Raw genomic sequence first — 21,664 nt, 5'->3', positions numbered from 1 at the left:
TGCCGGAACGGGCGGGTGCCGGGCCGGTGTACGGGGGTGGCCACCGGCCCGGCGGTCTGGGGGATTCCGGTCGGGTCTCGCGGATCAGGCCGGGTCCGGGACGCGGCCGGGCGCACGGTCGGGCATGCGGTCGGGCGCGCGGTCGGGCATGCGGTCCGGGACGAGCAGCTGGGACAGGAGGGTGCCGACGATGCGTGGCCCCTGCCGGGTGAGCACGGACTCGGCGTGGAACTGCAGGGAGGCGAAGTGGGGGCCGTGCAGGGCGTGGATCTCCCCGGTGGCCGCGTCACGGCTCACCCGGACCGGCCCCACGCCGTCCGCGTTGAACGTGTCCCCCTCGCCGACCAGGGCGAAGGTGTTGTAGAAGCCGACGTGTTCGGTGGCGCCGAACAGGTCGATCTCCTTCTGCACCCCCTGGTTGGGTACGGTCCTGCGGCGCAGCGGCAGTCCGAGCCGGAGCCCGAGGACCTGGTGGCTGAGGCATACGGCGAAGAACGGCCGCCCCTCGGCGAGCAGCGTGTCGACGGCGTTGTGCAGGTGCCGGATCCTGGGGTGCGCGGTCTCCTGCGGATCGCCAGGCCCCGGCCCCATCACGACGAGGTCGTGGCCGGGGAAGGCGTACGGCTCGTCGTAGCGGCGGACCGTGACGTGCAGTCCCAGGGACCTGAGTTGCTGGTGGATCATCGAGGTGAAGGTGTCCTCGGCGTCCACGACGAGGACCCTGCGCCCGACCAGTTCCGGCAGTTCGCAGGCCCGGGCCTCGGTGTCGGACAGCCAGAAACCGGCGAGGGAGTCGTTGCGCAGCTCGAGTGTCCGGCGCACGCTGGGGTGCTCGGCGAAGCGCTGTTTGTGGCCGCCGCCCAGCGCGGCGACGAGTCCGGCCGCCTTGGCGCGCGTCTCGTCGGCTTCGGAGGCGGGGTCGGAGTGCCGCACGATGGTGGCGCCCACGGCGATGCCGATGCGTCCCTGCGGAGAGATGTCCGCGGTGCGGATGAGAATGGCGGAGTCCATGGACCGCTGTCCGGCGGCGTCCCGTCCGATGAGCGCCGCGACGCCGCTGTAGTAACCGCGGCCGTTCGCCTCGTACTGGTGGATGATGCGGCAGGCGCTCTGCAGCGGGCTGCCGGTGACGGTGGGGGCGAACATGGTCTCGCGCAGGATGTCGCGCACATCGCGGTCGGTGCGGCCCTCGATGAAGTACTCCGTGTGCGCGAGCCGGGCCATTTCCTTCAGATAGGGGCCCACGGCGCGGCCGCCTTCGGGGCAGATCCGGGCCATCATCTTCAGTTCCTCGTCGAGGACCATGTACAGCTCGTCGGTCTCCTTGCGGTCACCGAGGAAGTCCAGCACGCCCGGCAGGGTCGGGCCCGAGGGTGGATAGCGGTAGGTGCCGCTGATGGGGTTCATCACGGCCGTACCGCCTTCGAGGCTGACATGCCGCTCCGGCGAGGCGCCGACCAGGATCCGGGTACCCGTGTGGATCAGGAACGTCCAGTGGGCGCCCGACTCGTGTTCCATCAGCCGGCGGAACAGCGCGGGCGCGCTGTGCGGGCCGTAGCCGGTGATGTCGGCGACGAAGGTCCGCTTGATGACGAAGTTCGCGCCCTCGCCGGTGCCGATCATCTCCTTCACGATGCGGCGTACGGTGTCCTCGTAGGCCGCGTCGTCCACATCGAAGTCCGCGTCCGTCAGCGGGGTCGGCACATCGGGGATGCGTGCCAGCACCCGGTCGAGGGGCAGTTGCTGCTGGTCGGTGATCGTCATGGCCACCAGCGGCGTGGCGTCGTCGGCGCAGGCGAAGCCGCGCTCGGTCAGCTGCCGGTAGGGGACGACGACCAGGACCTCGTGGTGCGCGCCGGTGCCCGGCTCGGGGGCGGGGGGCAGGGGGATGTCGGCGAGGGTGGCCGGCAGGGACACCGAGCCGGCGACGACCTCCACGACGCCGGATCCCGTCGTGGCGGGCCGGTGCAGCAGGGCGTACGGCTGCGGCTTCCCGGTCAGCACCTGTTCGAGCAGATCACCGGCCTCTGTGTCGCCGGGGGCCCGGCGCGGACGCGATGTCATGCGAACAGCCCCTTGACCGTGGTGACCAGGGCACAGCACTCGGCGGCGTGGTCGAGTGCCCGGCGGTGGTGGTGGGGGGTGAAGTCGGCGGTGGCGTCGGCGACGAGGAACGGCTGGATGTCGTGGGTGAAGGCCTCCACGGCGGTGGCCAGCACACCGACGTGTGCGTAGACACCGCACAGGATCAGCTGGTCGCGGCCCTCGGCGCGCATGCGCTGCAGCAGGTCGGTGCGGAAGAACGCGCTGTAGCGCCACTTGGTGAACTGCCAGTCCCCGGGTGCCGGTTCGAGGGCGTCGACCACCTGGCGGTCCGCGGGGTCGGGGCGCATGCCCGGGCCCCAGAAGTCCTTGAGCAGGCCGCGCTGTTCGTCACTCATGCCGCCGGGCTGCGCGGTGTAGGCGACGCGGACGCCGAGGTCCGCGCAGCGGTCGCGCAACAGGGCCGCGTTGCGGACCAGTTCCCGGCGCATGCCGTCGGCGAAGGGGGTGAGGAAGTACCGCTGCATGTCGTGGACGAGAAGGACCGAGCGTCCGGGCTCGGCGTTCCAGTGCACGACGGGCGTGGGCAGGTCGCCCTCGGCGGGCAGCGGGTACGGGCTGATGGGGGGTATGCCGGTCATGGCTCCAGTTCCTGGCTCGCCTGGTCGGAAGAAGGGTGCGCAGAGCGACGTCGGGCACACGGGGCCGGGTCAGGTGTTCCAGGACGAGACCACGGAGACGGCCTGCCACGGGTTGAGCCGGGGGTCGCAGTGCGAGGTGTAGCGCTCGCCCACGGTGTCGAGTCCGGCCTCGGTGGCGGCGCATTCGGTGACGTCGTCCGGTGTGGTCTCCAGGTGCAGTCCGCCGGCGACGCCGCCCGCGCCGCGCACCGCCCGCACGAAGCGGGAGACCTCACGCGAGACGGTGGGCACGAGCCGCGTCTTCAGGCCACCGGGTGCCGTCACGGTGTTGCCGTGCATGGGGTCGGTGAGCCAGATGACGGGGTGGCCCGCGGCGCGCACGGCTTCGACGAGGCGGGGCAGCCGGTCCGTGACGCGGTCGGCTCCCATGCGGGCGATGAGGGTGAGGCGGCCGGGGTCGCGCCACGGGTCGAGCCGTTCGCACAGGGCGAGCAGCTCGCCGGGTTCCATGGCGGGACCGACCTTGCACGCCACCGGGTTGCCCACCTGGGCGAGCAGGGCGACGTGGGCGCCCTCGACCTGGCGGGTGCGTTCGCCGATCCACGGCCAGTGGGTCGAGCCGAGGAACGGTCTTCCGGCCTCGTCGGTGCGGAGCATGGGCACCTCGTAGTCGAGGAGCAGTGCCTCGTGGCTGGTCCACACCACCGGCTCGACGGTGTCGGGCCGTGCGGCACGGTGGCGCCAGCCGAGGTGCTCGACGATGTCGCAGGCGGCCATGTAGCTGGTGAGGATCCGCAGCGGGTCGGGGCGGCGGCTGTCGTGGTCGGGCTCCGGGCCGTTGACCATGTGGCCGCGGAAGACGGGGAGTTCCACTCCGTCGACTGCTTCGGTGGGCTTGGAGCGGGGCTTGGCGAACTGCCCCGCGATGCGTCCCGCGCGCAGGACGGGCTTGCCGGTGATGAGGCCGAGTGTCCCGGCGAGCACGTCGAGGAGCGCGGCCTTGCGTGCGACGTGGTCGCGGGTGCACTCCCCCGGGTCCTCGGCGCAGTCCCCGCTCTGCAGCACCATGGCCTCGCCGAGCGCCACCTTGCCCAGCAGGGACCTCAGCGCGGCCACGTCGTCGGCTCTGACGAGCGTGGGGCGTTGCCCGAGTGCTTCGGCCACCCGGCTCACTTGCCGGAGGTCGCTCCATTCGGGCTGTTGTAATGCCCCGCGGATACGAATCTCCCGTACGACGTCTTCCATGACGATCTCCGATACCGAGCAGCTGCCGGAAGGGGTTCATGAACTCACGGTTCTGCTTGTCTTCCGATTTCGAGGCAACTGAATGACAGGAGAGAAGATCCCAGCAGGTTGCTCTCGGCACGCATGATCCCGAACGCGATCCTGCACCAGGAGACAAGCGTCCGCAATGAACATCTACGAACGGTCGACGAACACTCGAGGCGTATTCGATCGGGACCCCATCGGTGGATATGAAAACCGGCTGACTGGTTTTCCGGAATGCCGTGGGTAATCCGTTGGTAAATTATGCTCGGTGGTGCCCTGTTCAGTGCGCTGCCGACGCCGTCCGCCACAGCCGCGGGCCACTGCGGCCACGATCGCGGCAGTCCCCCTCACGGACATCGGCGCGCCCGTCGGCATGCGAGGTGGACGCCCGGCCGTGCCGGGTCCTCGCCGCCTTCCTCACCGGCCGCACGGTGGACCCCCCGCCACCGGCGGGGCGAGGGGGCCGGTTCAGCGGGTTCCGCGGGTACGGCTCCCGGGCGAGCCGGCACCGGTCGTCAGGGCCTCGGCCGCCCGGTGCCGGTCGAGCCGGAGGCGGCGGAGGTAGGAGCGTGCCATCGGCCCCGGCGGAACGCCCCGGGCGAAGGCCCGCATGTTGCGCTCCCCGGCGTTGTAGCCCAGGGCGAGGAGTTCGTCCCGGGTGTAGCGGCGCGTGCGGCGTTCCGGCAGCCTGCGGTCGAGATCCGCCAGGTGCAGGGCCGCGGCGTGGACGGCGAAGGCGGGGTCGTCGCGCAGGTCCTCCCACCGGCCGTCGAGGCCGTGCGCCCGCCGCACCTGCTCGAACGTCGCACGGTGCATGTTGGCGATGCCGAAGGACGCGTCGGGCTTCCACCACTGCCACAGCCGTTCCAGCAGGGGATGGTGCGGCTTGTACGCCTCGTTGTGGAGTACGCCCATCAGCAGCAGCGGTGACACGCCCGTCTCCGCGGCGCTGCGCAGCACGAGAGGGGCGTAGTCGGCCGGGTCGTACCCACCCGGACGCAGCGGCGGGGTCCGGACGCCGTCACCCTCGGCCGGCCCCGGCCGTTCCGCCACCGTCTCGGTCACATCCTCGGTCATCCGGCCCATCCTCCCTGTTCGCCACCACCGGCACGGTGGCCCGCCGGGGCACGCACCGGCGTGACGTCTCGTGCCCCCGCGGGCGAGTCTCAATCAGCCGGGCCGTGCTCCGCCGGACGCCTCGGGGGCGGTCCCCCGCGGCGGGCGCGGCCCCTCGGGCGCCGCGGGCTACTCCGGCGTCTCCGGCGCGGCTTCATCCGCGTCGCGCAGGCCCTCCGGGCGGCGGCCCCGTGGCTGCTGCGGCTCGGGGCGCACCGGTGCGGGCGGCACGGGACGGTCCACCGCGGCATCGGCGGTCACGGTCATCGGCTCCCCGTGATGCAGCACCACCAGCGGTTCGCCCTCCACCAGCCGGTAGCGCGCCCGGGTCTGCTCGAGATCCACTGTCAGCCTGCGTCCGCGCACCAGCACCGTGAACGCCACCCTGGACAGCGCCTCGGGCAACCGGGGGGCGAAGCCCAGCAGGTCCTGCTGCCCGTCCTCGCCGGCGTAGCGGCGCAGGCCGCCGAAGCCCGCGACCAGGGCGATCCACGTCCCGGCGAGGGAGGCGATGTGCAGCCCGTCACGGGTGTTGTGCTCAAGATCGCCCAGGTCCATCAGCGCGGCCTCGGTGAGGTACGCGTAGGCCAGCCGCAGATGCCCGGTCTCGGCCGCGAGTACGGCCTGGCAGCATGCCGACAGGGAGGAGTCGCGCACGGTCAGCGCTTCGTAGTAGGCGAAGTTGCGGGCCTTTTCCTCGTCGGAGAAGGCGTCCGGGCACTCCACCATCGCCAGCACCACGTCGGCCTGCTTGACCACCTGTTTGCGGTACAGGTCGAAGTAGGGATAGTGCAGCAGCAGCGGATAGTGCTCGGCGGGGGTCGCCTCGAAGTCCCAGCGCTGGAATCGGGTGAAACCGGCCGACTGCTCGTGCACACCGAGGGCCTCGTTGTACGGCTGCGCCATGCGGGCGGCGGCGTCCCGCCAGACGGCGGCCTCCTCGTCGTCGACACCCAGCTCGGCTGCCCGGTCCGGATGGCGCATGGTCACGGCCGCCGCGGCCATCAGGTTCTGCCGGGCCATCAGGTTGGTGTACAGGTTGTCCCGGGCGATGGCGCTGTACTCGTCGGGTCCGGTGACCCCGTCGATGTGGAAGACGCCGTCCGCGTCGTGATGTCCGAGGGAGCGCCACAGCCGGGCGGTGTCCACGAGGAGTTCGATCCCCTCGCCGCGCTCGAAGTCCGTGTCGCCGCTCACCATGACGTAGCGGATCGCGGCCATGGCGATGTCGGCGTTGATGTGGAAGGCGGCCGTCCCGGCCGGCCAGTAGGCGGAGCACTCCGCGCCGTCGATCGTCCGCCAGGGGAACGTCGCGCCCGACAGCCCGAGTTGTCGCGCGCGTTCGCGTGCCGCGGGCAGTGTCCCGTGCCGCCACCTCAGTGCCGAGGCGACGGCCTCCGGCGCGGTGAACGTCAGCAGGGGCAGCACATAGGACTCGGTGTCCCAGAAGGAGTGCCCGTCGTATCCGGTCCCGGTCAGTCCCTTGGCGGGGATGGCCCGGTTCTCCCCGCGGGCCGCTGCCTGGAGCACGTGGAAGAGGGCGAAGCGCACCGCCTGCTGGATCTGCGCGTCACCCTCCACCTCGACGTCCGCGCCGGCCCAGAACCGGTCGAGGTAGGCCCGCTGCGCGTCGACCAGCCCCTCCCAGCCGGTGCTGACCGCGGCCGCCACGGCCCCGTCCACCTGGTCGTGCACGGCCGGCAGCGACCGCTCCCCCGACCAGCCGTAGGCCACGAACTTGATTAGCCGCAGCGGCTGCCCGGGCACCAGATCCGCGGTCACCGTCAGGCGGCTGACGTCGGGCTCGCTCTGCGACGTCCAGCCGGTGCCCTCGGGGCCCTCGACGAGGTGGTCGGCCGCCGCACCCACCCGCAGGACGCTGCCGCCGGTGCGGTGCACGAGCCGCAGCCGGGTCCCCTGCGCGAAGTCCTCCTCGGCGATCAACGGGGAATCGGTGGCCGCGGCCACCCGCGGGTCCCCCTCGAAGCGGGGCAGTTGTTCGTTGGCCACCAGCTCGGACTGGACGGCCACCGAGACCTGCCCGTCGACCGGCTCGACCTCGTAGACGATCGCGGCCACGGCTCGCTGGGTGAAGGAGACCAGTCGCCGTGAGGTGATCCGGACCGTGCTCCCGCCGGGCGAGGTCCACCGCGCGGTGCGGCTGAGCACACCGGAGCGGAAGTCCAGGACCCGCTCGTGCTCCAGCAGCCGGCCGTAGCGCAGATCGCAGGGGTGATCGTCGACGAGGAGCCGGATGATCTTTCCGTCGGTGACGTTGATCAGTGTCTGTCCGGACTCCGGATAGCCGTAGCCCGCTTCGGCGTAGGGCAGCGGATGCCGCTCGTGGACACCGTTGAGGTAGGCGCCGGGCAGTCCGTGGGGTTCGCCCTCGTCGAGGTTCCCGCGCCATCCGATGTGCCCGTTGGACAGTGCGAACACCGATTCGCTCTGCGCGAGGACGTCCAGGTTCAGATCGGTCTCCCGCAGGCACCACGGCTCGACGGTGAAGCTGGGATGGGTGATCACGGCCCCTCCAGAAGTTCGGCCAGGTCACGTACGACCACATCGGCCCCGTGCGCCCGCAGCTGGTCCGCCTGTCCCACCCGGTCCACTCCCACGACCACCCCGAAGCGTCCCGCCCGGCCCGCCTCCACACCGGCCAGCGCGTCCTCGAAGACGGCGGCCGCGTCCGGCTGTACCCCCAGCCCGCGGGCCGCTTCCAGGTAGGTGTCCGGAGCGGGCTTGCCGTGCAGCCGGCGGTCGCGTGCCACGATCCCGTCGATCCGTTCGTCGAAGAGGTCCTCGATGCCGGCCGCCACCAGGACGTCACGGCAGTTCGCGCTGGACGAGACCACCGCGCAGCGCAGACCGGCTTCCCGCACGGCGTGGACGTAGCGGACCGACCCCTCGTAGGGCTCCACGCCGTCCTGGCGGATCCGGTCGAGCACGAGGTCGTTCTTGCGGGTGCCCAGTCCGTTCACGGTCTCGGCCTCCGGCGGGTCCTGCGGCGTTCCCTCGGGCAGTCGCACGCCGCGAGCGGCGAGGAACGTGCGCACGCCGTCCTCCCGGGGCCGCCCGTCCACGTACTCGTCGTAGTCCTCGACGGCGTCGAAGGGCACGAACGAGGTTCCCTCGCGTGCGGCGCGCTCGCGGAGGTAGTCGTCGAACATCTCCTTCCAGGCGGCCGCGTGTACTTTCGCGGTCTGCGTGAGCACCCCGTCGAGGTCGAACAGGCAGACACGGACATGAGCAGGAAGCCCCAGCATGCGGACCAGGCTAGGAGGCACCGGTGCCGGCGGCCGGGGAGACACGGTCCGGCGCGCCGGAAGGCACCCGCTCGGTCGAGGTGTGACCACAAGCGTCGGCCGGCCGACCCCCCGGCCGGCGACCGATCGGCGCTGTTCGCACTGACGGTGCGGCGGTCGTACCGCCCGGCCGGCCACCGGACGCATGCGGGTGGGTGTTGCGCCGCTCAGGGGTGGCGGCGCGATCGTGCGCTCGGCCGCGTCACCTGCTCCAGTATTTCCTCAGCTGGCCCTCCATGAACGGATGCGGACTCGCGCTCACTTCGCCGGCGAAGGGGTGGTCGAGGACGAGGACGAGGGTGAGGCTCAGGCCTACCAGCAACGCGATCGACCCCACGAAGAGGAGCTGCACCTTGGCGTTCTCCACCCCGTAGAGCAAGGTGACCAGCATGACGACCAGCGCTCCCCCGTAGGTGAGGACCTGCAGGAGGATGGGCAGTTGTTGTGTCGCGGCCAGAATGCGGGTTCTGCGCTGTGCGGTCACATCGTTCAGCCGCTCCACCGACTCGCTGTAGAAAGCCTGTTCGGAATTGCTTTTCGGATCATAATCCTGAAGGACTCCATACAGTGCCTCCAACTTGCCCGATGTCGCGCTGAGGCTGTTTTTCCCGTCGCGCATCAGCGGCCATGCCTGTTCTACGACTGCGTGGACGTAGCCCCCGATCGCGCCGTCCAGTTTTTTCTGCACATCACCTGGAAACGAATGCGCGTTGCGGGAAATCACGGCGAGATCCGTGGCCTCCGAAGTCACCACCGCCTGCACTTGCTCGAGTTCGGTCCACAAGGTCACGATGACGAAGGCAAGGACGATTCCGTAGATGGCTCCGAACAGCTCAAGTACCGTGCGGGACACATCATTGGTGACCCCGTTGATCAACGCGGGAAACACACGGCGCGCCACAAGGCAGGCGGCGAGCGACAGAACAACAACGCCTCCAACGATGAGAATCGCGAGGCTGGCAGTGTTCAGGTTGTTGAGCAGCCAAAGTCCCACGCAGGCGACTGTACCAGGCACAACCGCCTCTATTGCTGATACCAAATGCAGCCACCCGCCATTTTCGCCGCGTCGAGCCTTTCCCACCTGTCTTGTGGGCCGTGTGGCCGAAGTGCCGAACGGGTGAAGCGAGCGCGAAGTACCCCTGTGCCCCTGGAGGCGCTCCAGGTAGAGGGTCGCCTGGAGGCGCTCCGGGTACTCGCATGTGCAGGTTTGGATTGCGCAGTCCGGGCTTGCGATGGCCGGAGGTCCGGCGTGGAGCCCGTCCCGACGGCGGGCAACGTCACACCGCGGTTCAGCCCTCCCCCACGCATCGCACCGCGCGGACGTGGAAGAAGGGCCCCATGACTGCGCTGACGGAACACCAGAACGCCGCGGATTTCTACGACTTCGAGGCAGCCCTCACCGAGGAGGAGCGCAAGGTCCTGCACAGGACCCGGACGTTCATGCGCGAAGAGGTCCAGCCCCTGGTGGCCGAGCACTGGGCCGAGGGCACGTTCCCGGCGGAACTGATCACCCGCTTCCGGGAGAGCGGGCTGGTCGGGCTGCCGTACGAGGGCTACGGCGAACCCGGCCCCGCCGCGAGCCACTTGCTGTCGGGGATGATGGCCATGGAGATGAGCCGCGTCGACGCCTCCGTCGCCACCTTCTTCGGCGTCCACAACGGACTCGCCATGTACGCCATCCAGGTCGGAGGCGACCAGGCCCAGCGCGACCGCTGGCTGCCGGGTATGGCGAGCATGGACACCGTCGGGGCGTTCGCCCTCACGGAGCCGCTGGACGGTTCCGACATCGCTGCCGGTATGCGTACGACGGCCCGGCGTGACGGTGACGCGTGGGTGCTCGACGGCGCCAAGCGCTGGATCGGCAACGCGACGTTCGCCGACCATGTCGTCGTGTGGGCACGCGACGTCGCCGACGACCAGGTCAAGGGTTTCGTCGTGGGCAAGGGCACACCGGGGTTCAAGGCAGAGAAGATCGCCCACAAGACCTCGCTGCGCATCGTCGAGAACGCGGACGTCACCCTCGACGGCGTCCGGGTGCCGGAGGCCGACCGGCTGCAGAACGTGTCCTCCTTCCGTGAGGTCGCCGAGATCCTGCGCGCCACGCGCAGCGGTGTGGCCTGGCAGGCCCTCGGTGTCATGATCGGCGCGTACGAACTGGCGCTGCGCTACGCCACGGAGAGGCAGCAGTTCGGCCGGCCGCTCGCGGGGTTCCAGCTCGTGCAGGACCTGCTGGTGAAGAGCCTGGGGAACATCACGTCGAGCTGGGGCATGCTGCTCCAGCTCGCCCGGCTGCAGGACGCGGGGGTGTTCCGTGACGAACACTCGTCCCTGGCCAAGGCCCATGTCACCGGCCGTATGCGCGAGGTCGTGGCCTGGGCCCGCGAGATATTCGGGGGCAACGGCATCGTCCTGGACTACGACGTCGCCCGCTTCTTCGCCGACGCGGAGGCGATCTATTCCTTCGAGGGGACCCGGGAGATGAACACGCTGATCGTCGGAAAGTCGATCACCGGCGAGAGCGCCTTCGTCTGACCGGTGCTCCCCGAGGTCCGCCGGCTCCCCCGCCCTCGCCCCCGTCCGGCGGCGTGCGTGAGCGAGTACCGGAAGAGGCGTCGTCTGGCCTCACGGAGGCTACGCGTGGCATTCGCACCCACTAGGCCGCGGGTGCGAATGCCACGCGTAGCCTCGCCAGCATGAGCCGGGCAGCCGGGGAGCGCTGGTCTGGCCGGATGGCCAGGCCGAGGCAGGCGCGCGTCGCGGCGTCTGTGATGGGTACGCTGTGAAGGCCCTCGCCGGCTCCCGAGGACGGGCTCAGGACGGCGACTCCGGCCCCTCGCCGGGCAAGCCCGATCAGGGTCTGGGGTGAACTGGCGTCGATGTCCACACGCGGTTCGACTCCCGCCTGAAGGCACGAGCGCTCATACGCCTCCCGGATGCCGGTACCGTGCGGCAGGCAGAGGACCTTCTCCGCTTGCACGTCGGTGAGCCGCACGGAGGCCCGGTTCAGCCGGTGGCCATCGGGTACGACCACGGCGATCGGTTCGTCGACGATCACGCTGATGTCCAACCCGGGCTCGGTCTGCCCGGCGAACGCGACCAGGGCCAGGTCGAGCGAGCGGGCGAGTACCTGAGACTGCAGCGCCCGCGAGTCGTTCTCGTGCAGACTCACGACGATGCCCGGGTGCGTCGCCCCGATCCCGGCCACGGCATCCAGGAAGCCGGGAATCGAACAGCCCATGATCATGCCCAGGCGGACGCGGCCCCGGGTGGCCTGCGCGAACTCGGCCGCCGTGTGCTCGATGCCGTCGAGCGTCTCCAGAGCCTCGCGGGCGAGCGGCAACACCGCTTCCCCCGCGGCCGTCAGCCGGATATGGCGTCCCGAGCGCTCCAGGAGCTGCTGCCCCAGCTCCCGTTCGAGCTTGCCCACCTGCGTGCTGATGCCCGACTGGCTGACGTGCAGCCGTGCCGCCGCCGCTGTGAACGTGCCCTCGTCCACCACCGCAGCGAGGTAGCGCAGCTGATGTACTTCCATAACCAATGATGATACCGAGTATCTGAATCATCTGTTAGACGGATGGCCGAGCCTTCGCGACCATGGCCGTATGACGACTCCTGCACAGATTTCCGAGAAGTACTTCACCGCCTGGCAGGCAGGCGACTTCGACACCCTGCGCGGGCTCCTGGCCGACGACGTCGACTTCGTCGGCACGCTCGGCCGGGCCTCTGGGGTGGAGGAGTGCCTTGGCGGCCTGCGCGGACTGGGTCAGATCCTGGAACGGATCGAAGTGCATGCCCGGGTGGCGAACGAAACCGACGTGATCACGTGGTTCGACCTGCACACCGCCGGCGCACCGCCCACCCCTACGGCGAACTGGAGCCATGTTCAGGACGGGAGAATCACCAGGATCCGAGTCACCTTCGACCCACGGGGGATCCTCGCGACGGACCGGTGATCAGTCTCCTTGACCGCGCCCGTCCGCCCGACCAGGGTTCCCGGTCGGGCGGACCGGGCAAGCTGCACCCCGGTTCTCCGGGTCGGCCGACCGGGGTCAGCGCTCCTCGCGCAGGCCCCAGGGAGAGCCGTACTCCGTCAGGAGGTCGAGGAAGGGGCGGGGTTCCAGGGCCTCGGGGCCGAGGACTCCCCGGCCCGTCCAGACGCCGGTGGCGAGGAGTTCGAGGGCGACGACCGGGTTGACGGCGGTCTGCCAGACCACGGCCTGGCAGCCGTACTCGCGCATCGACCACTGGTTGTCGACCACGTGGTACAGGTACACCTCGCGCGGTGCGCCGTCCTTCGTGCCCTTCACCCAGGTGCCCGCGCAGGTCTTGCCGGTCATCCGGTCGCCCAGGGTGGCGGGGTCGGGCAGGCAGGCGGCGACCACGTCGCGCGGGGACACCCGCACCGGCCCGTCCTCGCCCGGGACGGTGACCTTCGCGGTGGAGTCCAGCCCCAGCTCGTGCAGCGTCTTCAGCTTGGCGATGAAGTCGTCGCCCAGGCCGTACTTGAAGGTCACCCGGCGTGCGTCCACCCAGCGTGGGATCAGCAGCACCTCCTCGTGCTCGACGTTCACGCACTCGACCGGGCCGATGCCCTCCGGGAAGTCGAAGACCTCCGGCTCGCTGAACGGCGCCGTGGTGAACCAGCCGCGGTCCTTCTCGTAGACCACCGGGGGGTTCAGGCACTCCTCGATCGTGGTCCAGATGCTGAAGGACGGCGCGAAGTCGTAGCCCTCCACGGTCAGGTCGGCTCCGTCGCGGACGCCTATCTCCTCGACGTCGTCGAAGAGTTCGTCGGCGGCGTACCGGGCGAAGACGTCGGACAGGCCGGGCTCCACGCCCATGCCGACCAGGGCCAGCCGGTCCGAGTCCGCCCAGCGTCCGGCCAGCTCGAACTGGCCGTCGCCGAGCTTGACGCCGCACTCCTCGTACGGGCGCTCGGCGTGCGGGGCGGACAGGGACATCGCCATGTCCACATAGTGCGCACCCGCCGCGAGCGCCGCCCGGAACAGATGCATCACGAACCGCGGGTCGGTCGCGTTGAGCAGCACGTCGCAGCGTTCCTCGGCGAGCAGCCGGCGTACGGCGTCCTCGTCCGAGGCGTCCAGGCGCCGTGCGCTGAACCGGTCGCCGTGCTCCTTCAGCGCGGCGACGGCCGCCTCCGCCCGGGAGAGGTCGTAGTCGGCCACGACCATGTGGGTCAGGAAGTCGCGGCGGGCCGCGATCCGGGTGACGGCCGTCCCGACGCCGCCCGCGCCCACGAGGAGTACTCGCATGTCAGACACCTTTCTTCCGCGGCATACGCCTGTGCGGATGACCTCTGCGGATGACCTGATGCAACGGGACCGCGCAAGGTAAAGTCAATGGCGTTGGCATAAGGCTCGTCGGCACGGCGCCGAGAAGGAGTGGTTCGCATGGCCAAGCAGGTGGTGCCCGAGCCGGCGCGGCGCAGGCGCCGGCCCACCCGGCAGGGCACCGTGCTGTCCGAGACGCTCATCGTGCGCACGGCGCTGCGGGTGCTGCACGAGCACGGCAGCACCGGTCTGACCGCGCGCCGGCTGGGCACCGCTCTCGGCGCCGACCCGAGCACCCTCTACCGCTACTTCGCCGGTATGGACGACCTGACCCGGGCCATCGGCGAGGAGCTGATGGGACGGGCACTGGACAGCTGGTCGGCCACGGGTGAGTGGCGGGCCGATCTGCGGGCACTCGGGCTCGCCATCCACTCCTCGTACCTCGCACATCCGCATGCCGCCGCACTGACCGCCAGCCGGGTGACCGGCCGGCCCCGGGAGATCGCGGTCGACGAGACGATCCTCGGCATCCTGCGCTCCGCGGGCTTCCCGGACAAGGCGGCGGTCCGCGTCTACCACGCCTTCATCGACCTGAGCCTGGCCTTCGCGGCGCTGGATGCCGGAGCGCTGGCCCTGACGCACGAGGCGCGCGCGGCGGACGAGGAGATGTGGACCTCCACGTATGCCCGGCTCCCCGCGGAGTCCTACCCGCACATCGCCGCGACCGCCCGTCTGCTGGCGGCCCGCATGCCGCACAGTGCGTACCCGGTCGTCCTCGACACACTGCTGGACGGCGCCGCCGCACAGCTGGCCGCCGCCCGGTGCACGGTCTCCGCCGAGCGGGCCGCCGGAGACCGGTCCGGCCGGACTCAGTAGCGCTGCGCCTTGGCCAGGCGGGGCGTGAGCCGGGCGTCGGGCGGCTGGTGACTGAAGACGACCGGCTGTTCCTTCTTCCCCGGCTCCAGGTTCTCCGCGCCGGTGTACCTGGTCTCGACGACGTGGTGGTCCGCGTCCTCGAAGTCGACCTGCACGGCGTAGGACGCCTTGCGGTCGGTCTTGTTGGTGATGGTGACCAGGACGGCGAGCAGTCCCCCGGTCTGCGCCTTGGGCATGCCGGTCATGCTCACCTCGGACACGGCGTTGCCTCGGCCCTTGACGCTCTTGAGTTCCTTCTCGGCCGCCGCGGTCCTGCGGGCGGACTCGGCCGACACCGACGCCTCGAACTCGGAGGCGCGCGCCGAGGCCGAGGAGGCGGCCGCCGAGGCCGACGCGCGGGCGGAGGCGACGGCGGAGGACGCGGAGGAGGCCAGGGCCGAGGGCAGAGTTCCGCTGAAGGAGGCCGTGTCCGGGGCGGTGGGCGTGGCGCTGGGCGCGGAGCCGGTGCCACCTCCGCCGTCGCCGCATCCGGTGAGCGCGGCCGCGAGGCAGCAACAGGTCACGGTGATCGAAGCCAGGGCCCAGGGGCGGCGGACGCCGTGACGTCCGTTTCGGCGAAGGGAGGGCATGCGGTCGTCCTTGCCTGGGAGAGATCTTGTCCTCATCGTCGGCGGTACGGGTACACCTCGCGAGTCGGGCCGCCGCCGGACCGGTCCGCTGTCCGGCGGCGCCGGCACTCGTTCGGAGCAGCCGGCGCCGTGGCCGGCAGGGTGCCCGGCCGGCCGTGACGAGTGCAGGGGTGGCCGACCCGGTACTCGGCCGACCCGCGTGTCGGGGCGGCCGCGTGTCGGGGCGGCGGGGTGACGGGGCGGCCGTGTTACGGGGCGGCCGCGTGACGGGAGGGCCGCGTGACGGGGCGGCCGCGTGACGGGGCGGCCGTGTGACGGGGCGCCGGTGTGTCGGGGCCGGTGAGATGTCTTTCCGATCGCTGTCACGGGGGCGCCGGGCCGGACACATCTACCCTGCGTAGCCGAACACTCTGGCTGGATAAGTGAGCTGACGGGGCGTCGGACGCCGCGATACTCGGGCTGGGCAATCCGCCCCCATTCGCGACCTCGGAGGCCACCGATGTCTCAGACCACCGTCCACACCGCCGCCGTACTCGAAGCCTGGCTGTCCGGCGCGGAGAGCGCGTACGGCCAGCTCAACCCCGCCGGTCCGCTGTACGTCGGCGGCGCCGCCGCGGAGGCCGCGCTGACCGACCCGAGCGACTCCCTGTACGGCTTCTGCTCCAGCCCGAGCGGTTCGCACGGCAGTTGGTGCTGCTGACCTCTCGCTGTCCTGCCGGTGCCGCTGGTCGTCCACGGCACCGGCGGGTTCCCGGAGCACCGTGCCGGCCGCCGCGGGGCCGTCCCGGGCATCCGGGTACGGGGCCATGCGCTGTACGTGCCGTGCTCCGCGTTCCGACGGCGCGCCCGACCGGGCGATGCCGCGCCGACGAGCAGAAAGGGTGGAGGGTGAGCGGATCCGCACCTGACGGTGCACAGCAGGCGGAGTGGTTCGCCGGTCCTGTACGCGCCGTCGCGCGCCCGTGGCGGGAGGACCTGGCCCGGCGGCTGACGGCCGTGGACGCTCTGGACCGCGAGGAGCGGGACGTGCTGCTGGAGGCGGGCCACACCGCACTGCTCAGGTCGCTGCACGCCAAGCTCTCCCGGCTCTTCCTGGTGGAACTGCACGCACTGCGCATGGCCCGGGGCGCCGGTCCGCGGCCCGCCCGGCCCGCGGCGGAGCCGGACACCGGGACCTGGGCCGCCTTCATCGAACAGGCCGGTGCCGAGGGCTATCTCGACAAGCTGGCCGGCCGTTACCCCGCCGCCGGTCCGCGGATCGCCACGGTGGCCCGGATGTCCGTGGCGGCCACGGTCGATCTCGCGGAGCGGCTCGCCACCGACCGCGCACTGCTGGCACCACTGCTGGAAGCGCCCGCGGGCCGGATCCGTGCCGTGGCGTTCGGGGCGGGCGACAGCCACCGGGGCGGCCAGACCGTCAGCCGCGTGGACCTCACCGGCGGGACCGTCATGTACAAGCCACGTCCGTCGGAGGCGGACGTCGCTCTCGGCGCCCTCCTGGACGAGGTGTTCACGGATCTGCCCGGTGCCCCGGCGCCGGAGGCACGCATCCGGGTGCCCCGCACCGTGGCACGCGACGGCTACGGCTGGGCCGAGTTCGTCGCACACCGCTACTGCGCGGGCAACGCCGAACTCGCCGCCTTCTACCGCAACATGGGACACTGGCTGGCCGTACTCCGCTTCACCGGCGGTACCGACATGCACGCCGAGAACATGGTCGCGGCCGGCCCGGTGCCGGTGATCGTGGACGCCGAGACGCTCTTCGACGCCCCCGCCCCGTTCCCGCCCAGCGGCCGGGGCGACGCGGTGGACGTGGCGGCCGCGGCCATCCGCCGGACGGTGCTGCGCACCGGTCTGCTGCCCGTGCGCGGCACCGGGTTCGCCCTGGGCGGGGTGGACATCTCCGGTGTGGGGGCGCTGCCCGGCCAGCAGCCGCTGATCCCCAACCCGGTGATCGCGGACGGCGGCACCGCGGCGGCCCGCTTCGAGGTGGACATGGTGGCGATGCCGACCGCGGTCAACCATCCCAGTCCGACCCCGGTGCTGAGCGTGTACTGGGACCGGATCCTGGCCGGTTTCCGCGAGATGACCGCCCATCTGCGCCGGCCCGAAGTGGACCCGTGCCGCCTGCTGCGCCGCTTCGAGGGGGCCCGGGCGCGCCGGATCCTGCGGCCGACCCAGGCCTACGTCGACATCGGCCGGATGCTGTGGCACCCCGCGTCGCTGCACGACGAGGCCGCCGCCGTGGAGCGGGCCCGGGACATCCTGCGCCGCAACGCGGACGTGCTGCCGGGCGCACCGACGGACCGCGCCGCCATCGACGGCGAGATCGCCGACCTGCTGGCCGGTGACGTGCCGATGTTCGGCTTCACCGTGGACGCCGCCGCCGTGCGGAACACGGTCGAGGACTGGTCCACCGCCGACTTCACGCTTGAGGAGTCGGTGATCCAGGACGCCCTGGTGGGCGCGTACCTGAACGAGCGTTCGCTGCCCGCGCGGGTGCAGGCCGCCGCGGAACGGCCGCACGCCCGGGACCGGGAGCGACGCCGGCGGCGGCTGGCGGCGCTGATGGTGCGCCGGCTGTGCGACGGGGCGGTGCGCGGCGCGGACGGCACGGTCACCTGGATCAGCCCGGTCTTCACGCCGGCGGGCTGGTCCATCAGGGTGCTGCCCGCCGATCTCTACACGGGGCAGGGCGGAGTGGCCCTGGCCCTCGCGGAGTACCTGAGCGAGGTCCGGGCGGGACGGGCGGACGAGGTTCCGGGTGTCCCGGAGACCTTCGAGGGCGCGCTGCGCGTCCTGATCGGCACCGAGGAGCGGACACCCACGCCGTCGGCCGGTGCCTTCAGCGGTGCCGCATCACAGGTGTGGACGTGGCTGGCGTTGCACCGGGTGCTCGGCGAGGAGTGGCCGCTCGCGCGGGCGGCCGAACGGGCCGCGCTGCTCGAAGGGCGCCTCGTCGACGACGACATCGAGGTGGACCTGCTCAACGGCGCGGCCGGCGGCATCGTCCCGCTGCTCGGTCTGGCCGAGGCGACCGGGCAGGAGCGCTGGCTGGCCGCGGCCGCGCACATCGGCCGCCGGCTGGCGCGGCTGGCCGGCGTCGACTCCGCCGGGGCCCGCTGGACGACCCGGCTCAACCCGGAGGGCATCGGCGGTTTCGCGCACGGCGCCACCGGCGTCGGCTGGGCACTGGCCCGGCTCGCGATGAGCGAGGCGGGTACCGCGGCGGACCGGCGCGACTGGCACCACCTCGCCGAACGGGCCTTCGCCTTCCAGGAGTCCCTGTGGCGGCCCGGCCAGGGCAACTGGCTCGACGTACGCGTCGGCGCCGAGGAGGACTTCTTCACCAGCTGGTGCCACGGCAGCGCCGGGGTCGGCGTCGGCATGCTCGACCTGTACCGGCGCGCGGGCGATCCGGCCCATCTCGACATGGCCCGCAGAGCCGCCCGGGCCTGTGCCGCCGAGGGCTTCGGCTGGAGCCACACGCTGTGCCACGGCGACCTGGGTCTGTGGCGGTTCCTCACGTCGATGGGTTTCGGTGACCCCGACGATCTCGACGCGGAGATCCTCAGCGGGCTGGAGGAGCGCGGCCCGGTCGGCGGCCTGGCCCGCGAGGCCTTCTCCCCCAGCCTCATGTCGGGGCTCTCGGGAGTCGTGCACAGCCTTCTGACCATGCACCGGTCGGCTTCCCTGCCCGATCCCCTGCTCCTCGACTGACCGGTGCCCGCCGTCCGGCGGGAGGCGTTCGCTCAGCCGTCGTAGGGCATGACCTTGAGTACCCTGCCCTCGGGGTCCGCCTGCAGGTAGCCGCTCTGGCTGTAGGCGTTGCTCAGGTACACGGACATCCCGGCGGGGGTGTCGAAGACCGTGTCCGGCGGGTTCAGCACCAGGTAGCGGGTGGTCACATGGTCGACCTTGAGCTTCTTCCCGCCCTCGCGCAGCAGCGCCGGCACCGCGTCCCAGTGGAAGCCGTCCAGGGTGACCGGGGTCGTGTTGATCAGCGACCCGCGGATGATGCCCTTCTCCACGCCCTGCCCGGCCCGGTAGGTGAACGTGTCGTACTTGGTGTCGCTGCCCTTCACCATCAGTTCGGCGGAGACGTAGTCCGGATACACCGTCAGGCTTCCGAACCGGTCCCGGCCGGTCTGCTTCGTGAGGGCCGCGACGGCGGTGCGGATCCCGGCCGGGGTCAGCAGGTCCGTCCTGCCGGTCGTGTCGTTCTCCGCCGGCGTGGCGGAGCCGTCGTGACCGCCCTGCGCCGGCGTGGCGGAGCCGTCGTGAGCGCCCTGCGCCGGTGTGCGCACGGTCGACGCGGTGGAGCCGGAGGGCTCGGGGGCACCGGAGGCGCGGGTGCCGCCGTCCGGCCACTGGTTCGCTATGAGGCCGCCGGCGAGAGCCACTCCCACGACGGGCAGGCCCACCAGCGGCCAGCGCGGAGAGCGTCGAGGCCGTACGGCCACGCTCGTGCTCGTGCCCGTGGAGGAAGGACGCGCGCCCCCGGGCCCGGACGGCACGGTGTACGCGGGCCGGGCGTCGTACGGGCCCGGGAGCGTCCCCGTCCCGGAACCGGCAGGTGTCGCGGCGGACGGTCCCGTCCAGGGGCCGGACGTCGGTACCGCGGGCATCCCCGTCCCCGAATCGGCAGGGGCCGCGGCGGCGGGCGTTGCCTGCCAGGGGCCGAAGGCCGGTGCGGTGGACGGGGGTTGGAGGGCGTAGGACGTGGGCGGTTCCGTCGCGCGGGCCGCGGCGTCCAGCATCCGGTCCAGCTCCGCGGCGTCGGGCCGTGCCGCGGGATCGCGGACGAGCACCCGGACCAGGACCTCCGTGAGTGCGCCGGCCCGGACCGGTCGCGGGATCTCTTCGCTGAGGACGGCGGCGAGCGTCGCCAGCGTCGAGCCCCTGCGCAGCGGATGGTGATCCTCCACGGCGGCGTACAGCATCATCGCCAGTGACCACAGGTCGGATGCGGGGCCGCCGTCATGGCCCGAGACCCGCTCCGGCGCCATGTAGTCCGGTGTGCCGATGACCGAACCCGTGGCGGTGAGGGAGGTCGACTCACGGATCGCCGCGATGCCGAAGTCGGTGAGCACCGGGCGGCCGTCGGGCCGCAGCAGCACGTTGGCCGGCTTGACGTCACGGTGCTGGATACCGGCGGCATGCGCCGCGCGCAGCGCGGCCAGCACCTCGCGCCCGAGCAGCGCCGCCTCCCCGGGTTCCATGGGCCGCTGGGCGAGACGGTCGGCCAGGGAACCGCCGGTGACGAGTTCCATGACGATCCAGGGATAGCTTCCCGGTCCGCCGTCCACGATGTGGTGGATCGTCACCACGTTGGGGTGGTCCACCCGCGCGAGGGCGCGGGCCTCCCGCAGCACCCGTTCGCGCAGCAACTGCGCGGCCGGCGGATCGTACTCGGCGAGGTCCGGATCGGGGGGCCGTACCTCCTTGACGGCCACGCTGCGGTGCAGCACCAGGTCGCGGGCCAGCCACACCATGCCCATGCCGCCGCCGCCGAGCCGTTTCTCCAGCTCGAACCGTCCGTCGACCACCCGTCTGCCGCTGTCGCTGCCCGCTCCGCTCATGCGCGGGAGCATAGTTGCCGCCGCCGACAGCGGCGGCACGGGCCTCCCCGGGGGCACGCCCCGGCAGGAAGGACCTGGCGGCGTTTCACGTCCTCCGTCGCTGCCGGGCCACCTTCAGGTCGTCGGCTTCAGCGAAAAGGGAGTAACGAGTACTCTCGCTCGTCCGCCACCTCTGGGTATTTTGGAGCCGAACTCCCCCCCGAGGGAAAGAGAAGAATATGTTCTTCCTCAGTGATCGTCGGGTCGCTTCGATTACTTCTCGGCAGGCGCTCCTTTCTGTATGGAGGGCGAGCTCGACACGTTCACGGCGCTGACGGTAGACGGGGAGACCAGAGCCGTCGCGCACGACTGGGTGACGATTCCGCCGACGTACAGCTCACACGTGGGGGGACCGACTTTCGGAAACATACGACGCACGCTCCCCGCCCACGGGGAATCGGTTCTGCAGGAAAGGGAAACAATGTCTACAGGACGCAGGATTCGCGCGGCGGTCACTACAGCCGCAATGGCTGTCGCCGCACTCGGGGCCGGCTCCGTGAGCGCCCATGCAGAGGATCCGTCTGGCACCTGCACGGGTGACTGGCAGCAAGTGGGGGTTTATCACAATGCCTTGTGGAACTACAACGTCAATCTTTACGTGTACGACTGGCAGTTCGGCGACGAGTCCAGCTGGTACCAACTCCAGTCCGTGGCTCTTCCGTTCTACAACTCCGATCATTTTGGGACCAGTCGGAACGTGAACCTGCTGCCGAGTCCCTCGACGTGGCTCGACATCAAGTGCAAGCCGGGCAGGCACTGGCGGGCCGTGAACAAGGGCTGGTGATCCGGGGCACCCGGAAGTGGACGAGAGGGCCGCCCCCCACGTCGGAAATCCAGAATGTGGGGGGCGGTGCTCTTTCGTGATCCTGCCCG

17 protein-coding genes are annotated in these 21,664 nt (G+C 71.3%); 6 read left to right on the top strand and 11 right to left on the bottom strand.

The annotated features are described in order from the left end of the window. Positions 1-84: 84 nt before the first annotated feature. The 7 genes from ACGFT2_RS23605 to ACGFT2_RS23575 all read right to left on the bottom strand — a co-directional run bounded on the left by ACGFT2_RS23605 (position 85) and on the right by ACGFT2_RS23575 (position 9,368). On the bottom strand, positions 85-2,064 hold the full coding sequence (locus ACGFT2_RS23605; protein ID WP_393281455.1) for an anthranilate synthase family protein: 1,980 nt from the start codon (positions 2,062-2,064) through the stop codon (positions 85-87). Next, complete coding sequence (locus ACGFT2_RS23600; RefSeq protein WP_393281453.1) at positions 2,061-2,684, bottom strand: isochorismatase family protein; 624 nt, start codon at positions 2,682-2,684, stop codon at positions 2,061-2,063. Before ACGFT2_RS23600 ends, ACGFT2_RS23605 begins: the two co-directional genes overlap by 4 nt. 69 nt (positions 2,685-2,753) lie before the next feature. Next, entirely contained in the window at positions 2,754-3,929 is a 1,176-nt protein-coding gene (locus tag ACGFT2_RS23595) for a 3-deoxy-7-phosphoheptulonate synthase (protein ID WP_393281451.1), read from the bottom strand. Positions 3,930-4,421: 492 nt separating this feature from the next. Beyond that, positions 4,422-5,030 (bottom strand): lytic transglycosylase domain-containing protein, encoded by a 609-nt coding sequence (locus ACGFT2_RS23590; RefSeq protein ID WP_393281449.1) that lies wholly within the window; start codon positions 5,028-5,030, stop codon positions 4,422-4,424. 168 nt (positions 5,031-5,198) lie between these two features. Continuing rightward, positions 5,199-7,595, bottom strand: coding sequence for a glycoside hydrolase family 65 protein (locus tag ACGFT2_RS23585; RefSeq protein WP_393281447.1), 2,397 nt, complete (start codon positions 7,593-7,595; stop codon positions 5,199-5,201). Next, complete coding sequence (locus ACGFT2_RS23580) at positions 7,592-8,335, bottom strand: beta-phosphoglucomutase family hydrolase (RefSeq protein ID WP_393281445.1); 744 nt, start codon at positions 8,333-8,335, stop codon at positions 7,592-7,594. The genes ACGFT2_RS23585 and ACGFT2_RS23580 overlap by 4 nt, the downstream gene beginning before the upstream one ends. Before the next feature lie 241 nt (positions 8,336-8,576). After that, entirely contained in the window at positions 8,577-9,368 is a 792-nt protein-coding gene (locus ACGFT2_RS23575) for a DUF4239 domain-containing protein (RefSeq protein WP_393281443.1), read from the bottom strand. Positions 9,369-9,712: 344 nt separating this feature from the next. Here ACGFT2_RS23575 and ACGFT2_RS23570 point away from each other — a divergent pair, with 344 nt between their 5' ends. Then, entirely contained in the window at positions 9,713-10,906 is a 1,194-nt protein-coding gene (locus ACGFT2_RS23570) for an acyl-CoA dehydrogenase family protein (RefSeq protein WP_393281442.1), read from the top strand. A gap of 121 nt (positions 10,907-11,027) precedes the next feature. Here the strand turns inward: ACGFT2_RS23570 and ACGFT2_RS23565 are convergent, their stop codons facing one another. Continuing rightward, positions 11,028-11,906 carry a LysR family transcriptional regulator gene (locus tag ACGFT2_RS23565; protein ID WP_393281441.1) on the bottom strand — a complete coding sequence of 293 codons (879 nt, stop codon included), beginning with the start codon at positions 11,904-11,906 and terminating at the stop codon, positions 11,028-11,030. Between the two features lie 70 nt (positions 11,907-11,976). Between ACGFT2_RS23565 and ACGFT2_RS23560 the strand changes: the two genes are divergently transcribed. Next, complete coding sequence (locus tag ACGFT2_RS23560; protein WP_393281439.1) at positions 11,977-12,327, top strand: nuclear transport factor 2 family protein; 351 nt, start codon at positions 11,977-11,979, stop codon at positions 12,325-12,327. A gap of 96 nt (positions 12,328-12,423) precedes the next feature. Here ACGFT2_RS23560 and ACGFT2_RS23555 read toward each other — a convergent pair whose 3' ends face one another. Next, entirely contained in the window at positions 12,424-13,647 is a 1,224-nt protein-coding gene (locus ACGFT2_RS23555; RefSeq protein ID WP_393281438.1) for a saccharopine dehydrogenase family protein, read from the bottom strand. A gap of 138 nt (positions 13,648-13,785) precedes the next feature. Between ACGFT2_RS23555 and ACGFT2_RS23550 the strand changes: the two genes are divergently transcribed. Continuing rightward, on the top strand, positions 13,786-14,541 hold the full coding sequence (locus ACGFT2_RS23550) for a TetR/AcrR family transcriptional regulator (protein ID WP_393281436.1): 756 nt from the start codon (positions 13,786-13,788) through the stop codon (positions 14,539-14,541). Here the strand turns inward: ACGFT2_RS23550 and ACGFT2_RS23545 are convergent. Continuing rightward, positions 14,535-15,170, bottom strand: coding sequence for a hypothetical protein (locus ACGFT2_RS23545; RefSeq protein ID WP_393281435.1), 636 nt, complete (start codon positions 15,168-15,170; stop codon positions 14,535-14,537). The genes ACGFT2_RS23550 and ACGFT2_RS23545 overlap by 7 nt on opposite strands. Positions 15,171-15,669: 499 nt before the next feature. Between ACGFT2_RS23545 and ACGFT2_RS23540 the strand changes: the two genes are divergently transcribed. Both ACGFT2_RS23540 and ACGFT2_RS23535 read left to right on the top strand, forming a co-directional pair. Then, positions 15,670-15,870, top strand: a complete 201-nt coding sequence (locus tag ACGFT2_RS23540) for a DUF6229 family protein (protein WP_393281433.1) — start codon at positions 15,670-15,672, stop codon at positions 15,868-15,870. 188 nt (positions 15,871-16,058) lie between these two features. Then, positions 16,059-18,890, top strand: a complete 2,832-nt coding sequence (locus ACGFT2_RS23535) for a type 2 lanthipeptide synthetase LanM family protein (protein WP_393281432.1) — start codon at positions 16,059-16,061, stop codon at positions 18,888-18,890. 32 nt (positions 18,891-18,922) lie between these two features. On the opposite strand, the gene ACGFT2_RS23530 is transcribed toward ACGFT2_RS23535, so the two are convergent. Further along, entirely contained in the window at positions 18,923-20,752 is a 1,830-nt protein-coding gene (locus tag ACGFT2_RS23530; protein ID WP_393281430.1) for a protein kinase, read from the bottom strand. Between the two features lie 460 nt (positions 20,753-21,212). Here ACGFT2_RS23530 and ACGFT2_RS23525 point away from each other — a divergent pair, with 460 nt between their 5' ends. Further along, complete coding sequence (locus tag ACGFT2_RS23525; RefSeq protein WP_393281428.1) at positions 21,213-21,575, top strand: hypothetical protein; 363 nt, start codon at positions 21,213-21,215, stop codon at positions 21,573-21,575. Positions 21,576-21,664 lie beyond the last annotated feature (89 nt).

This window comes from Streptomyces sp. NPDC048514 (assembly GCF_043199955.1).
Taxonomy (GTDB): domain Bacteria; phylum Actinomycetota; class Actinomycetes; order Streptomycetales; family Streptomycetaceae; genus Streptomyces.
Note: the sequence above shows the minus strand (reverse complement) of the source record. Positions and strands in the feature narration are given on the sequence as shown.

What these genes read in the sequence shown, in the direction of transcription:
- ACGFT2_RS23605 (WP_393281455.1), bottom strand. Translation starts at nt 2,064, where the DNA reads ATGACATCGCGTCCGCGCCGGGCCCCCGGCGACACAGAGGCCGGTGAT.
- ACGFT2_RS23600 (WP_393281453.1), bottom strand. Translation starts at nt 2,684, where the DNA reads ATGACCGGCATACCCCCCATCAGCCCGTACCCGCTGCCCGCCGAGGGC.
- ACGFT2_RS23595 (WP_393281451.1), bottom strand. Translation starts at nt 3,929, where the DNA reads ATGGAAGACGTCGTACGGGAGATTCGTATCCGCGGGGCATTACAACAG.
- ACGFT2_RS23590 (WP_393281449.1), bottom strand. Translation starts at nt 5,030, where the DNA reads ATGACCGAGGATGTGACCGAGACGGTGGCGGAACGGCCGGGGCCGGCC.
- ACGFT2_RS23580 (WP_393281445.1), bottom strand. Translation starts at nt 8,335, where the DNA reads ATGCTGGGGCTTCCTGCTCATGTCCGTGTCTGCCTGTTCGACCTCGAC.
- ACGFT2_RS23570 (WP_393281442.1), top strand. Translation starts at nt 9,713, where the DNA reads ATGACTGCGCTGACGGAACACCAGAACGCCGCGGATTTCTACGACTTC.
- ACGFT2_RS23565 (WP_393281441.1), bottom strand. Translation starts at nt 11,906, where the DNA reads ATGGAAGTACATCAGCTGCGCTACCTCGCTGCGGTGGTGGACGAGGGC.
- ACGFT2_RS23560 (WP_393281439.1), top strand. Translation starts at nt 11,977, where the DNA reads ATGACGACTCCTGCACAGATTTCCGAGAAGTACTTCACCGCCTGGCAG.
- ACGFT2_RS23555 (WP_393281438.1), bottom strand. Translation starts at nt 13,647, where the DNA reads ATGCGAGTACTCCTCGTGGGCGCGGGCGGCGTCGGGACGGCCGTCACC.
- ACGFT2_RS23550 (WP_393281436.1), top strand. Translation starts at nt 13,786, where the DNA reads ATGGCCAAGCAGGTGGTGCCCGAGCCGGCGCGGCGCAGGCGCCGGCCC.
- ACGFT2_RS23545 (WP_393281435.1), bottom strand. Translation starts at nt 15,170, where the DNA reads ATGCCCTCCCTTCGCCGAAACGGACGTCACGGCGTCCGCCGCCCCTGG.
- ACGFT2_RS23540 (WP_393281433.1), top strand. Translation starts at nt 15,670, where the DNA reads ATGTCTCAGACCACCGTCCACACCGCCGCCGTACTCGAAGCCTGGCTG.
- ACGFT2_RS23530 (WP_393281430.1), bottom strand. Translation starts at nt 20,752, where the DNA reads ATGAGCGGAGCGGGCAGCGACAGCGGCAGACGGGTGGTCGACGGACGG.
- ACGFT2_RS23525 (WP_393281428.1), top strand. Translation starts at nt 21,213, where the DNA reads ATGTCTACAGGACGCAGGATTCGCGCGGCGGTCACTACAGCCGCAATG.